This window comes from Streptomyces sp. NBC_01478, from assembly GCF_036227225.1.
Lineage (GTDB): Bacteria > Actinomycetota > Actinomycetes > Streptomycetales > Streptomycetaceae > Streptomyces.
Window position 1 is genome coordinate 10,592,448 of the sequence record NZ_CP109444.1, and the last position, 14,944, is coordinate 10,607,391.

General features: G+C 68.6%; 7 protein-coding genes and 1 pseudogene. 5 read left to right on the forward strand and 3 right to left on the reverse strand.

Going from position 1 to position 14,944, the window contains the following annotated elements:
• Positions 1–40 precede the first annotated feature (40 nt).
• The 3 genes from OG223_RS47110 to OG223_RS47120 form a co-directional block, all read right to left on the reverse strand.
• Positions 41–883 (reverse strand): DUF4097 family beta strand repeat-containing protein, encoded by an 843-nt coding sequence (locus tag OG223_RS47110; RefSeq protein WP_329263176.1) that lies wholly within the window; start codon positions 881–883, stop codon positions 41–43.
• An 81-nt stretch (positions 884–964) separates the two neighbouring features.
• On the reverse strand, positions 965–1,480 hold the full coding sequence (locus tag OG223_RS47115; protein ID WP_329263179.1) for a toxin-antitoxin system HicB family antitoxin: 516 nt from the start codon (positions 1,478–1,480) through the stop codon (positions 965–967).
• A 1,044-nt stretch (positions 1,481–2,524) separates the two neighbouring features.
• Entirely contained in the window at positions 2,525–3,376 is an 852-nt protein-coding gene (locus OG223_RS47120; protein ID WP_329263182.1) for a putative nonproteinogenic amino acid hydroxylase, read from the reverse strand.
• 629 nt (positions 3,377–4,005) lie between these two features.
• On the opposite strand from OG223_RS47120, the gene OG223_RS47125 reads away from it, so the two are divergent.
• The 5 genes and pseudogenes from OG223_RS47125 to OG223_RS47145 all read left to right on the forward strand — a co-directional run.
• Entirely contained in the window at positions 4,006–4,227 is a 222-nt protein-coding gene (locus OG223_RS47125) for a phosphopantetheine-binding protein (RefSeq protein ID WP_329263184.1), read from the forward strand.
• Positions 4,224–5,474: a cytochrome P450 gene (locus tag OG223_RS47130; protein WP_329263188.1), complete on the forward strand. Its 1,251-nt coding sequence runs from the start codon at positions 4,224–4,226 to the stop codon at positions 5,472–5,474. The genes OG223_RS47125 and OG223_RS47130 overlap by 4 nt, the downstream gene beginning before the upstream one ends.
• Positions 5,471–6,208 (forward strand): thioesterase II family protein, encoded by a 738-nt coding sequence (locus OG223_RS47135; protein WP_329263191.1) that lies wholly within the window; start codon positions 5,471–5,473, stop codon positions 6,206–6,208. The genes OG223_RS47130 and OG223_RS47135 overlap by 4 nt, the downstream gene beginning before the upstream one ends.
• 52 nt (positions 6,209–6,260) lie before the next feature.
• Complete coding sequence (locus OG223_RS47140; protein WP_329263193.1) at positions 6,261–9,338, forward strand: type I polyketide synthase; 3,078 nt, start codon at positions 6,261–6,263, stop codon at positions 9,336–9,338.
• 51 nt (positions 9,339–9,389) lie between these two features.
• Positions 9,390–14,936: pseudogene (locus OG223_RS47145) on the forward strand (type I polyketide synthase); the annotation flags it as partial.
• Positions 14,937–14,944: the final 8 nt, after the last annotated feature.

Consider the following 14,944-nt stretch of genomic DNA (forward strand, 5'->3'; position numbering starts at 1 on the left):
GGGCGGAGGAGGTGCGGCTGGTGCTGAAGTGCGGTGTCGCTCAGGCCTTGGCGCGGAGGATATCGATGTTGCCCCAGTTGGTCCGTACTCGGACCTTGACGCTGTCCTCGGTCCGCTCCGGGGCCTCGGTCCCGCCGAGCGTGTTGCGCACCTGGCCGTGGTTGGTGCTGACGTCGAGCCAGGCGGCGGCGCCCTCGCGGATGCCGACCTCGACGTTGCCGTTGGCGGTCTCCAACTGGATGCTGCCGTGGGCGACGTCACCGATGCGAAGAGTGCCGTTGGTGGTGGTGCCGGTGACCGACCCCTCCACGCGCGCGATGTCGATGGCACCGTTGGCGCCGCTCACCCGCAGCTCGCCGGTCACGGCGCCGATGGTCGTGGTGGCGTGCGAGTTCTTCAGGACGGCAGGGCCGTCGATGAGGCCGACGCGCATGTTGCCGGTGCTGCTGGTGATCTCTGCCAGGCCCTCGACCCGTTCCACGTTGATCGAGCCGTGCGACGCCTTCAGCTGCAGCGGGCCGGTGGTGTCGAGGCGAACGTCGCCGGCCGAGGTCTTCACGTGGACCTCGCCGAGCCGGCCCTCGCCGATCACATGGGCCCCGGCGCCGTCCAGGGCGATGTTCGAGTCCGTGGGCAGTTCGACCGTCACGTCGACGGTGCCGCCGCGCCCGAGCAGATTGGCCTTGGGCGTGGCGAGGGTCAGTACGCCGCTCGCGTAGGTGACCTGGGTCTGCTCGGCCGTCCGTACGTCCAGGTCCTTCTTCGGGTCGCGGGGTCGTACCTCGACGACGGTGTCGAGGCGGTCACCCGCGCTGAACCGGATGGAACCGGCATACACGTAGGCGGTGACCGAGATCGGTTCGGGGGTGTCGAAAGAAGGCATGGTTGTCCCGTCCTTGTGAGTCCCTGGGCCGTCCCCGCTGGTGGGACGTGGTGTGGATGAAGCGGTACGGGTTGGGTGCGGCTAGCGCACCCAACCCGTGTAACTCTGTCCGAGGGTGCGGGTCCTCTCCGTCGTACGCGGCCGGGTGCCGCCATCGACCGCGGCCGATACGGTGCGCACCAGCCACGCGTTGACCGACAGACCCTCGTGGGCCGCGGCCTCCTCGGCGCGCGCCTTGAGGTGGGCCGGCAGGCGCAGATTGACGCGCGCCGTTCCGCTTTCGTCACCTTCGACGGGCGGGTGCGTCCTGAGTGGTTCGACGGGCTCCGTCGGATCCATGGGGCCGACGTCGACGGGCGGCGGCGTTACCACGAAGTCGGGGTCCAGCCCGCGCAGCCGTACGTCGACTGAGCCAGGGGCGAGCTCGCGGGTGATCTCGTCCATCGCGGCGGAGAGCACGTTGAGCAAGGTCAGCCGAGTCGCCGACTCCAGGGGGGCGGTGAGCCGATCGGCCAGCTCGCGGGCGTCTTCGCCGCCGGCTTCGGCGGCCACCGCGAGTTCCCGCCGCAGGTTGTCGACATACGGAGTGAGGTCCATAACGCCATGATGGCACCACTGTGGCGCTATGCGCAAGCCTCAATGGTGCCGGGTGTGGAGTGAGCTTATGGGCAACTGCCTTGAGCTGCGGAAATCGGTAATAGGGCCACTTGTGTCATCGTGGCGCCATGTGTTCCTGACTGGCTTCGGAGGCGTGGAAAGACGCCGAAGTGACAGCGGGGTAGCGTCAAACGGTGACACTCGGCGTCATCCGACGGCTTGGGTGCTCGACCGATCGTGGCCCTGGGCGCCGGCGCAGTGACCTCGGTGGCAACAGTCTTGTGCCGGGGCTTGCCTATCGGCATCAGCAGGTTCGGTCTTGTTCGCCCCGACCCGTCAGGGGGAACCGTAGGAACTTGAGCAGCCCCAGCTTGCCCCTGGCCCGGGCGCGGCAGTGCGCTCGACGAGGCCGAGGGGTTGTCGTTCATTCCCATGCGAGGACGCCTCCTGTGGGCGGGGCATGGGCGGCTCCAGGACGGGAATGTTGCGACCCTGTGCCGGCGCGGCAGCGCGCACAGGCTGCATGGGATCGAGGAGCGGTCGCCAAGGCAGGGACGCCGTCGCCGGCAACGGGGTCATAGGGCGCGACAGGTTTGTCCGGCTGGCTGGTGGAGCCGACGGCCCGGTGCTGGTCTGCTTCCCCTGGGCTGGAGGCTCGGCATCGACGCACGTTCCTTTTCCCGAAGGAGCGTCTGCAGCGGCCGAGGTGCTGATCGTGCAGTGTCCGGGCAGACAGGAGTGGCCGACGAGGCCCGCCGTGCTCGCGAGGCCCGCAGGCGCCCCCGACCTTCGGCGCATCATCAGTGCAGGTGAGACCACAGAATGTCCGGGGCGCCGCCGGGACAACACTTCAGCGGCCGTGCCGGATCGGCGGCGATGGAAAACCGCCGGCCGCTCAGGGGCATCGTCGTTCGCCGCTGACGGAGCTGCTGTACGGGGGGGCGACCTACGAGGAACCGGCGGTTCGCCGCGACTCGATCCGCCGAACAGGCACCAAGTCAACTGCGAGCTGGATCGCGGGACCCTGTCCTGGTCCGTGGCCCCTCACCAGTCGAATGTCTCCCCGTCAGCCCTGCTGTCGACGCAGTACCTGCGGAAGGCCTGGGCCTTTGCGAGCACCTTGGCGTCCCCGCTCCGCCGCGCGGCCTCTTCGTACCAGTCGAACGCCGCGACGGCATGCGTGCGCCGCTCGAAGTGAAGCGCGGCGAATCGACGGAAGTCCGACCGCATGGTCGCCGGGGTCAACGTCCGGCCGGAGCCTGCGAGTTCTTCGAGCTCCGCTTCTGTCGCCTCAGGTCGTTCGATGATGCGGATCGGCTCGGTCGCGGGTATGTCGTTGCGGATCGCGACGGGCTCTTCGGCGTCCGAGAAGTCGAGACAGAGGGAGAGCCGGGCGGTCTCGGAAGAGCTGCGCGCGGAATGCGGGACAGTCGTGTGTATCTTCCACACCTCCCCGCGACGGAGGTGGTAGACGACATCGTTCTCGGAATGCAGGGACTCTTCGCTGGTACGCAACGGAATCTGTAGCCTGGTGCCTGGTTTGGACCATTCGAGAAAGTCCACGTGCGGAGCCATGATTCCGTCACGCAGGCTGAAGATGCGTACCCACTGCAACCGGTCCAGGGAGAAATTCTCGGTCACCAGGGACATGATGCCTGGTAGCTGCTTGCCCAGTTCAGTGAGGGTCAGACGGCCATCGTGGGGGCGGAAGGCGATATCGGAATCGGCTCCACTGCCGTTGGCCAGGACATGGCACGACCACGACCCGAAAGTGAGAGCATCGTACTCGCCTCCGTACTCGTGGCTGTCCACGATGGACAGTTCGGAATCCAGATCGAGCAAGTCGATGGGCAGCACCGCAAGCCGTTGCGAATTAAGCAACGAAATCCCCTTCAATGCATGATCGTTTGATTAGCCCAGAAAGTGCTGGGCATTACTCCGAGTCGTCACCATAATTCTTCGTAAATGTGTTGGCAATGACGTGGCTGGTCGCGAGGTAGTGAGAGCTCGGTCTGTCCAGGGGTGTCGCAGGCCGCGCAGGTGGACTGCCAGCGGTGTCGGCCTGTATCTCCCAGGCGTCGCGAGCCGGATCGGCCGTCGGTTCGGTCAGGGCGGAGGCGCACATTACTGTCCTGTCGGCGGGACAACGGGTGCCGGCGGGGTGTCTGTGCTGTCATCCGCCGCACGGGGTTTCCGAGGATCCGCGATGTAGCCGACATCGAACTCGGGGAGGCTACGGAATACCCTCCGTGGAGCCACAATAGGGTGCCGCTGATGAACATTCGGATGTCTTTCCTGAAGGGGATGGATGCCTTGCGTAGTCTGTAGTAGAGCTTTAGGTTCGTCTTGATTATTCGCGCGGCGCCCGCTGGCGAACCTTGCGAACATGTAGCGTAGGTGGTCATTTCCGTTCGACGGAGAATGAAAGGCTGGCGATGGAGTCGGGGCCGCAGGTACACCAGCGAGGTGGGCAGGATGAGGCGTCAGAGAAACAAACCGCGCCTGTAAATGCACCAGTGTCGCTCGTGCATGAGATCTCGGTGCTGTGGGGGGAATACCTCAATGGTTGCGAGGTCGGGGCGGATGACGATTTCTTCGCGCTCGGTGGGAATTCCCTGATCGGAATCCAGATCATCGACCGAGTTTCCCAGGACTATGGCGTCGAGTTGTCTGTGCGCGCCTTCTACCTGGCGCAGACCCCGGCTCGGGTCGCCGAGCTGATCGCGCGGGGGAGGTCGTTGCCGTGAGGTTGACTCCGGGTACCGGGAGCGACATCGACCTCGGCCGCGTCGACCTGTTCGACCTGGATCTCTACACCTCGGGCGATCCGCACGCGATCTGGGACGCGATGCGGGCGAAGGCACCCCTGCATCACCAAGTCCTGCCGGACGGCAGGGAGTTCTGGTCGGTGACGCGCTACGACGATGTCTGCCGTGTGCTCGGCGACCACCGGGACTTCACCTCGGAGCGCGGCACTGTGGTCACCCACCTCGGGGAGGACGACGTCGCGGCGGGCAGGTTGATGACGTCCACAGACCCACCGCGGCACACCGAGGTCCGCAGGGCGATCGGCTCCAAACTCACCGCGAGGGCCGTGGCCTCCTGGCAGGACCGGATCCGGAAGGCGACCGTGCACTTCCTCGAACCGGCGCTCAACGGCGGCACTTTCGACCTGGCCGAGCAGGCGCTGCTCCTCCCGGCGATCGTGACGGGACCTGTCCTGGGGATCCCGGAGCGGGACTGGGAAGAACTCGTGCAGCTGACCGCGATGGTCACGGCCCCCTCGGACCCGCACTTCCAGCACGGCAGCGAAGCCGCGACGCTGGCCATTTCCCACCACGAGCTCGTCACCTACGTCACTGACTGGGTCAAACGGCGACGGAAGACCGGAGGCGAGGACGGGAGCCTGCTCGACCACCTCATGAGCGTCCGCGCCGGAGACGCAACGTTGACCGACGAGGAGATCGCCCTCAACGGTTACAGCATCTTGTTGGGCGCCAACGTGACGACGCCGCACACCATCTCGGGCACGGTGCACACGCTCATAGAGAGGACCGAGCAGTTCGAGAAGGCGCAGGCCGACCCGTCGTTGGTTCCGAACCTGGTGGAGGAAGGACTGCGCTGGACATCGGCCGCGTGCAACTTCATGCGGTACGCGGTGAACGACATCCAGATCGGCGGGGGCACGGTCCCGGCCGGCGGGGCGGTCGTCGCGTGGATAGGGTCGGCCAACCGGGACGAGTCCCAGTTCCCCGATCCGCACGCCTTCGACATCACGAGGAGCGGCGCGAAGCGCCAGGTCGCTTTCGGGTTCGGGCCGCACTTCTGCATCGGGGCACCGCTGGCCCGGCTGACCCTGCGGATCTTCTTCGAGGAACTGCTCCAGCGGTTCGGACCGATCGACCTCGCCGGCGAACCGCAGCACCTGCGGTCGTACTTCATCGCCGGGATGACCCACCTCCCCATCGTCGCCCAGAAACGAAAGACGTCATGACAACCGGCTCCACCACCGACACTTCGCCGTGGTTCGTCCGGCCACCATCCACCGACCACCCCGCCCGGATCTTCTGCTTCCCCTACTCCGGGACCGGGGCGTCGGCCTTCAGCGCCTGGCCGGCCATGATGGCCGACACCGCGGTCTGTCCGGTGCAGTTCCCCGGCCGAGAGAACCGGCTGGCTCATCCCCACTACGGCACCTACGAGAACCTTGCCGACTGCCTGGTCGACCCCTTGATGCCACTGCTCGACCGGCCGTTCGCGTTCTTCGGGCACTGCGCGGGCGCGCTGCCCGCGTACGAGACCGTGGTACGGCTCGCCGAACTCGGTCTGCCCGGGCCGGACTGCCTCTTCGTGTCGGGCCAGCCGGCACCGCACGACGCCTCGCGTGACCGGATGCTCACCATGACCGAATCCGAACTGCGCGCCGAGGTGGAGTCGTTCGTCCGCGGCCGGGGCATCGAGCCACGGCCGGACATGGTCGATGTGGGCCTGTCCGTGCTGCTCGGCGATCACGCCGCCGCGCGTGCGTACCGGCGGACGGAGCCGGTCGAGGTGCGATGCCCCATCGTCGTACTGCACTGGCGGGACGACCCGGAGACGAGCCTCGATCAGCTCCAGGGGTGGCGTCGGTACTCGGATTCGGTCGACTTCCAGGTTGTGGACGGCGGGCACTACGACTTCGCGAACGCGCCCGACAAATTGCGGGAGTTGTTGACCTGTTGGCGGTGAACGCGGTGCAGCTCTCAGCAGCCGTGTGTCGGGAAAACCGGAAGGAGTTCGCATGAGTGGAGCAGCTGCCGATATCGCCGTCATCGGGATGTCGTGCCGCTTCCCCGGTGTGCACAACCTGGGTGAATTCTGGCGCCTGCTGCTCGACGGGAGATCGACCGTCGGGAAGTTCCCCGTGCATCGGGCGGTCGCCTCGACCCCCACTCCTCACCCAGACACCGCCACCATGACATCGGGTTCGTTCTTCGATTCCATCGACGGATTCGATGCGGAGTTCTTCGGCACGGGTTCAGCGGAAGCGACCGCGATGGACCCCGCGCAGCGGCTGGGACTGGAACTCGCCTGGGAGGCCGTCGAAAACGCCCGCATTTCGGCGAGCGCGCTCGCGGGCCGTGAGATCGACGTCCTGGTCGGTGCCGGACCTTCCGGGTACGACGTGCTGCGCAGGCTGGCCGGCAGCGACCGGGACGACCACTACGCCGCGCTGGGTTCGAGCGGTGCGCTGATAGCCAACAGGATCTCCAGCCTGTTCGACGCACGCGGTATGAGCTTCTGCGCGGACTCGGGCCAGTCCTCGGCGCTCGTGTCGTTGGCGCTGGCCTGCGAACGGATCCGCAGCGGCGCGGTCGACATGGCGCTCGTGGGCGGCGTGAACCTGATCGTCGATCCGGAAGAAGGACTCGGCCTGGCGAACCTGGGTGCCTTGTCGCCTGACGGCCTCTGCTTCACCTTCGACGAACGGGCCAGCGGTTTCGTCCGGGGAGAGGGCGGCGGATTCGCCCTGCTCAAACGGCTCGACCTCGCGGTCGCCGACAGCGATCACATCTACGGGGTGGTCCGTGGCTGGGGTGTTGGCAGCGGTGGCGCGTCCTCGCGCATGCCGGATCCCAGCCCTGAGGCGCAGGCGGCGACCGTGCTGTCCGCTCTCCGACGCGCGGCCGTTTCATTCGACGGCGTCGACTACGTTGAGGCCCACGGCACCGGAACACGGCTCGGCGATCCGGCCGAAATCTCCGGCCTGCGTGAGGTGTTCCGGGAAACTGGACGCCGTCACCCCCTGGTGATCGGCTCGGTGAAGACGAACGTCGGGCACCTGGAGTCGGCCGCAGGGATCGTCGGCTTCATCAAGTCTGTGCTCTGCCTTGACCGCGCTCACCTGGTTCAGAGTCTGAACTTCAGGTCTCCGAACCCCGCCATCCCGGACTTCCAGGAGGACTTCGAAGTCCTCCGCGCCGCGCGGCACTGGCCCAGTGCACAGGGCCGGCCACGGCGGGCAGGGGTGTCGGCGTTCGGGATGGGTGGCACGAACGCGCACGTGATCCTCGAAGAGGCACCCCAGGAGCAGACGCAAATCCGTGCATCGAGTGAGGACGCGGCCTCCGTGGGTGTCTCCGGGGTGGTGCCGTGGGTGCTGTCGGCACGGTCGGAGCCCGCGCTGCGGGAGCAGGCGGCACGACTGCGGGATCGCGTGGCCGCGGACACGTCGCTGTCCACGGCCGACGTGGGGTACTCCCTGGTGTCGACGCGGTCGTCGTTCGCACACCGGGCGGTAATACTCAGCGGCGGCCGTGAGGAGTCACTGGCCGGCCTGGACCTAGTGGCGGCAGGCGAGAACTCGGTGCGGGTGATCCGTGGAGTGGCCGAAGGACCGCCGCTGGGTCCGGTGGTCTTCGTATTCCCTGGTCAGGGCTCGCAGTGGGCCGGTATGGGGAGGCGGCTGTACGCCGAGTCGGAGGTCTTCGCTCGCGGCATCGACGAGTGCGCGATGGCCTTGGCGCCGTGGACGGACTGGTCACTGGTCGATGTGCTGACCGGCGCGGAGTCGGCCGCGTCGACGGACCGGGTGGACGTGGTGCAGCCGATGTTGTTCGCGGTGATGGTGTCGTTGGCGCGGGTGTGGCAGTCGCTGGGTGTGGTCCCCGAGGTCGTAGTGGGGCACTCGCAGGGCGAGATCGCCGCCGCGTGCGTGTCGGGTGCGCTCTCGCTCGACGACGCGGCGCGGATCGTTGCATTGCGCAGCCGGTCCCTGACCGAACTGGCCGCCCTGGGCGGTGGGATGAGTGCCGTGTCAGCGTCCCCCGAATGGGTTCGGGACCGGCTGGGGGCGTGGTCCGGGCGCCTCTCCACGGCCGCAGTCAACGGGCCCGAATCGGTAGTGATCTCCGGGGACGACGACGCGCTGGAGGAGTTCGCCGGAAGGGCGGTCGGTGAGAGAGTCCGGGTGCGACGGGTCAACGTGGGCTACGCATCGCACTCCAACCACGTCGAACGCATCCGTGATCGTGTGCTTGCGGACCTCGCGGGAATCTCGCCGAGGAAGACGCCGGTGGAGTTCCACTCCACTGTCACCGGCGAGGTGCTCGACCCACACGCTCTCGACGGACCGTACTGGTACGACAACCTCCGCTCGATGGTGAGATTCGGCGAGGTGGTCGAGAACCTGATGCGAGACCGCGGTGGTGTGTTCGTCGAAGTCAGTCCTCATCCTGTGCTCCAGGTGGCGATGGAGGAGGCCGCCGACTCGCTGGCTGCTTCACCGGTGGTGGTGGGCACGCTGCACAAGGACGACGGGAGCGTGGGCAAGGTCCTGGCGTCGCTGGCCGAGCTCCACGTGCGTGGTGTGCCGGTGAACTGGGAGGCGACGTTCCTCGCGCACCGGACCCGCCGGATCGACCTGCCGACCTACCCGTTCCAGCGGCAGCGGTACTGGCTGACAGCCCCAGAAGAGAGCGACACCACTCCCGTTGTCGCCCGTATCAGGACAGCGGACCTGGACTCGGAAGCATCGGTCCTTCATCTCGTGTGCGCCGAAGCCGCACTGGTGCTGGGCCAGAAGGCCGCGGATCTGACGGGCGCCGATCTCGCGGCAAGGGGGACCGACACCTTCAAGGAGCTGGGCTTCGACTCCTCGATGGCGGTGCGGCTTCGTAACCGGCTCACCGCGGCGGCCGGTGTGCGGCTGCCGGCCACCGTCGCGTTCTCCTACCCCACTCCGCGAACGCTCGGGCATCACATCTTCTCCCTCCTTGAGCCGGAGGCGACCGACGTCCCGCAAACGCTCAGGGAATCGAGTCCGGAGAACCACAGCGATGACGAATTGTACGAATTGATCGACCGCGGATACGTGTAGCACCACCCGTTCGTCCAGGTAACAGCCGGGGAGGCCTTGGTGGAGGACGTCGACAAGCTGCGGTCCTACTTGCGACGCGCCGTCGGCGATGCGCAGGCCCTGCGCCGGCGGGTGCGCGAGTTGGAGGAGTCCACTCGCGAGCCCATCGCGATCGTGGGCGCGGGGTGCCGCTACCCGGGCGAGGTGATGTCCCCCGAAGAGCTGTGGGGGGTCGTGTCCGACGGTGTGGACGCGATAGGTGACTTCCCACTGGATCGTGGGTGGGACCTGGAGTCGCTGTACGACCCGGACCCTGAGAAGCATGGCAAGACGTACACCCGCTCGGGCGGGTTCCTGCCCCATCTCGCCGAGTTCGACGCGGCCTTCTTCGGGATCAGCCCGCGAGAGGCGCTGGCGATGGACCCGCAGCAACGGTTGATGCTGGAGACGTCGTGGGAGGCGTTGGAGCGGGCGGCCATCGACCCGGCCGGGTTGCGGGGTTCGGCGACCGGCGTGTTCACCGGGATCTACGGGGTCGACTACGGCCCGCGGATGGGCGGCGGCGCGGCCGGCGAGACAGAGGGTTTCGCGATCACCGGGACCTACACCAGCGCGGCCTCGGGCCGGGTGGCGTACGTGCTGGGCCTGGAAGGTCCCGCGGTGTCGGTGGACACCGCGTGCTCCTCGTCGCTGGTCGCCGTCCACCAGGCCGTGCGGTCCCTGCGCTCCGGGGAGTGCGCGCTGGCGTTGGCCGGCGGGGTGTCGGCGCTGCCGACTCCGGGGCTGTTCGTGGAGGTCGCACGGCAGCGGGGCCTGTCGGCCGACGGGCGGTGCAAGTCGTTCGCGGCGGCGGCCGACGGCACCGGCTGGGGCGAGGGCGCGGGCGTTCTGGTACTGGAGCGGTTGTCAGACGCGCAGCGCAATGGGCGTCGGATCTGGGCGGTGATCCGTGGCTCGGCGATCAACCAGGACGGAGCCTCCAACGGGTTGACCGCGCCGAACGAACTGGCCCAGCGGCGGGTCATCCGAGCAGCCCTGGCCGACGCCGGGCTGTCACTCGCCGAAGTGGACGCGGTGGAAGCGCACGGGACCGGCACGAAGCTGGGAGATCCCATCGAGGCGGAAGCGCTGCTGGCCACCTACGGTCAGGACCGGGAACCTGGCAGCCCGCTGTGGCTGGGCTCGCTGAAGTCGAACATCGGACATACGCAAGCGGCCGCGGGCGTCGGCGGGGCGATCAAGATGATCATGGCGATGCGTCACGGGGTCCTGCCCAAGACGTTGCACGTGGACCGCCCGACCCCGCACGCGGACTGGTCGGCCGGGGCGGTGGAGCTACTGACCGAAGCCCGGGACTGGCCCAGCACACCGGGGCGGCCCCGGCGTGCCGGCGTGTCGTCCTTCGGGGTCAGCGGCACGAACGCGCACCTCATCCTTGAGGAGGCACCTGAGGCGGAGGCGGCCGCGGCTCGTCCGGCCGGGGATTCCGGCACCGGCCAGGTATTGGCCGACGTTCCCCGAGCGGTGCCATGGGTGCTGTCGGGGCGGTCGGCGGAGACGCTGCAGGAGCAGGCGCTGCGGCTGCGGGAGAGGGTGGCTGCGGACTCGGACTTGCCTGTCGCGGCGGTCGGGCATGCGCTGGTGGCGACGCGATCGATGTTCGAGCACCGCCAGGTGGTGATCGGTGCCGACCGGGACGAGCTGCTCGCAGGCCTGGCCGCCGTGTCCGAGGGAGGCAGGAGTCCCGCCGGTGTGGTGTCCGGCGTCGCGAAGCCGACGGGCAGGACGGTGTTCGTGTTCCCCGGCCAGGGCTCCCAATGGGTCGGTATGGGACGGGAGTTGTGGGAGTCGAGCCCGGTCTTCGCCGAACAGCTGCGTGCGTGCGCGGAAGCGCTGGAGCCGTGGGTGTCCTGGTCGTTGACCGACACCGTGTGCGGGGGGCCGGAGGCGGCGGACCTGGACCGGATCGACGTCGTCCAACCGGTGCTGTTCGCCGTGATGGTGTCGTTGGCGGAAGTGTGGCGTTCCCTTGGGGTGACACCGGACGCAGTGATCGGCCACTCCCAGGGCGAGATCGCCGCGGCCTGCGCGGCGGGCGCCCTGGCCCTGGAGGACGGGGCCAAGATCGTGGCACTGCGGTCCCGGATGCTGGCCACGACCGCCCAGGACGGCGGCATGGCAGGCATCGTGGCACCGGAAGACCGGGTGCGGGAGCTGCTGGAGCCGTGGGAGTCCCGGGTCGCGATCGCCGCGATCAACGGACCGTACTCGACGAGTGTCTCGGGCGAGGCCACTGCCGTGAGGGAACTGGTGGCGGCCTGCGAATCCCAGGGCGTTCGCGCGCGCTGGATACCGGCGAGCGTCCCAGGGCACTCGCCGCTGATGGACCGGTTCGAGGACCGGCTCCGGGACGAGCTGGGCCACATCGCACCGATTGCCTCTCCCGTGGAGTTCTACTCGACGGTGACGGGTGGACCGATGGACACCGCTGAGCTGGACGCGGCCTACTGGTTCCGCAACATGCGTGAACCGGTCCAGTTCGAAGCCGCCATGAAGCGCCTCCTCGAAGCGAAGTACGGCGCCTTCGTCGAAGCCAGCCCGCACCCCCTGCTCACGATCAACATCCAGGTGATGCTCGACACCACCCCCGGAGCCGACGGGGTGGTCGTGGGTTCACTGCGCCGTGGCGACGGCGGGTCGGCCCGGTTGTACCGGTCGGTGGCCGAGGCCTTCGTGGCGGGCGTCGAGGTCGCGTGGGAGGCGGCCTTCCCGGGCCGGGACGGCCGGTGGGTCGAGTTGCCCACGTACGCATTCCAGCGGCAGCGCTACTGGCTGGACACGCCGGACGAGAGCACCACCCGGAGCACGTCGGACCACCCACTGCTCGACGCCGTGATCGATCTGCCCGACGACGGAGAGCGCGGTGGAGTGGTGGGCGGCGGGCGCCTGTCGCTGAAGCGCCACCCGTGGCTCGCCGACCACATGGTCCACGGTGCCGTCCTGGTGCCGGAGACAGCGCTGGTGGAGATGGCGATGTGGGCGGCGCACAGGGCGGGGTGCGACGTCGTCGACGAACTCACTCTGGAGACACCGCTGTTGCTCTCCCGGACGGCCGACCGTGAGATCCGTGTCGTCGTTGACGACAAGCGGGTGATCGGCGTGCACTCACGCGTCGAGGGCGAAGCCGAGTGGACGCGGAACGCCGTCGGGGTCCTCGGGGTCGACACCGGAGGCACCCGACGGGAGACGGACCTCACTGCGTGGCCTCCGCCGGGCGCGGTCGAAGTGCCCGTGGAGGACGCCGGGTTGTCCGTCCTCGGGTTCGACGACGGACCCCTGGGTCGTGGCCTGAAGGAGGTGTGGCGCCGCGACGACGTCCTGTTCGCGGAGGTGGAGCTAGCCGCGCTCGACGGCACCGGTTCGGCCGGGTTCCGGATCCATCCGGCATTGTTCCAGGCCGCGTTGCTGCCGATCGGCCTCGGGCCGTTCGTCGACGACTCCCGGCCCGAAGGGTGGCTGCCGTACCGCTGGACCGGGATCCGCCTGAACTCCGCGACGGTGACCGCGCTGCGCGTCCGCCTCGCACCGGCGGGGGAGAACACCGTGTCCGTGACCCTCGCGGATCAAGACGGAGCGCCGGTCGGCTGTGTCGCCTCCCTGCTCCTGCGGCCCGCTGACGTAGGGCAGTTGACCGAGCTGAGCTTCGACCGCCGGGACTCGCTGTTCCGGGTCGAGTGGGCCCCGCTCCGGGTCCCGTCCGGCGCCGCCGCGGGCCGGTACGCGGTGATCGGAGCGCCTAACGAGGTGCTCGGACGAGGCGGAGCGGTCTTCGCGGACCTCGATCAACTCGCCGCCTCCGACCGGGCGACACCCCCCGTCGTCATCGCCTGCCTCGACCCGGCGCACGCGAGCGACGACGACACACCCGCCTTGGCCGAACGGAACGTCCACCGTGTGCTGGGGTGGACACGGGACTGGCTCTCCGACGACCGGTTCGCCGAGTCGCGACTGGTCATCGTGACGCGGGGTGCGATCCACGACGACCGGATTCCCCGCACCGACCCTGCGGCGACCGCGGCCTGGGGATTTGTGCGCACCGCACAGACCGAGAACCCGGGCCGGTTCGTGCTCGTCGACACGGACGATCAGGTCGCTTCGTGGGCCTGCGTTCCGGCGGCGGCCAGGACCGGAGAACCTCAACTCAGGATCCGGGCCGGTGCCTTGACCGTTCCCCGACTGGCCCACGCCCGCGGGCCCCTCGGCCGGACCGATCGCGTCTCCGATCTCGGCTGTGGGACGGTGCTGATCACGGGAGGCACCAGCGGCCTCGGAGCGCTGCTGGCCCGGCACATCGTGGAACGGCACGGAGTGCGCCGGCTGGTGCTTACCAGCAGGCGTGGATCGGCGGCTCCTGCGGCGACAGAGCTGAAGGCGGCGCTGACCGCGGCGGGTGCCCAGGTCGAGATCGTGGCTTGCGACGTCACGAACCGGGAGTCCGTCGCCGAGCTGATCGCCGCGGTGCCGGACGAGCACCCGTTGACGGCAGTGATCCACTGCGCGGCCGCGCTGGACGACGGAGTCGTCGAGGCGCTGACCGACGACCGCGTGGACTCGGTACTGGCGCCGAAGGTGCGTGGCGCCTGGCACCTGCACGAACTGACCCAACACCTGGACCTGTCCGCGTTCGTGCTGTTCTCCTCGATCGCGAGTGTGCTCGGGACGGCAGGGCAGGCCAACTACGCGGCGGCCAACGCGTTCCTCGACGGGCTGGCGGAAGCCCGCCGAGCCGAGGGACTGACCGCCGTCGCACTGTGCTGGGGCTACTGGGCCGAACGCAGCGAACTCGGCGCAGATGTCGGCGAGTTGGACATCGAGCGGCTACGACGGCAGGGCGTGCGGCCGATGTCGTCGAGCGAGGGGCTCGCACTCTTCGACGCGGCGATCGCGCGCGACGAGCCCGTGCTGGTGCCTGCACGGCTCAACCTCCTGCCCTTGTCCGGGCCGAGCGCCAGTCACGAGAGCCCCCCGCTCCTGCGCGGTCTGATCGGCGAATCCGCCGGTCCTGGGAGCGGGGACCGTTCCGACGTCGGAATCGCGCGCCAGGTGAGGTCGCTGTCGCAGGCCGACGCGGAGGCGGTGCTGCTCGATGCCGTCCGGGCGCAGACCGCGCTTGTCCTCGGCCACGCCGACACCGGCCGGATCGGTCCCGCAACGGCCTTCAAGGACCTGGGGATCGACTCGCTCATGGCGCTGGAACTGCGGAACAAACTGGCGGCGGTCACCGGCCTGAAGCTGCCCGCCACCCTCGCGTTCGACCACCCGAACCCGAGCGCCCTCGCCCTGTTCCTGACCGCGGACATCAACCCCGGCTCCGGGAGCGAGCAGGAAACTCCGGCCGACCGTCTGGTCAAGGAGATCGAAGGGCTGGGCGCCCGCCTGGAGAACGCGTTCCACGATCTCGCGGACGAGGACAAGACCGCCATCTCCACGCTGATCGGCGGGTTGCAGGACCGGGTCCGTTCGACGGTCGGCGACGGATCACCGGTCGGCATCGTCGACCGCATCACTGCCGCATCAGCTGGAGAGCTTCTCTCGCTGCTGGACAAAGAGCTCGGCTAGGGGAGAGC

Bases quoted from the DNA above. Each gene is read 5' to 3' on its own strand.
- OG223_RS47110 (WP_329263176.1), bottom strand. From the start codon at position 883: ATGCCTTCTTTCGACACCCCCGAACCGATCTCGGTCACCGCCTACGTG.
- OG223_RS47115 (WP_329263179.1), bottom strand. From the start codon at position 1,480: ATGGACCTCACTCCGTATGTCGACAACCTGCGGCGGGAACTCGCGGTG.
- OG223_RS47135 (WP_329263191.1), top strand. From the start codon at position 5,471: ATGACAACCGGCTCCACCACCGACACTTCGCCGTGGTTCGTCCGGCCA.
- OG223_RS47140 (WP_329263193.1), top strand. From the start codon at position 6,261: ATGAGTGGAGCAGCTGCCGATATCGCCGTCATCGGGATGTCGTGCCGC.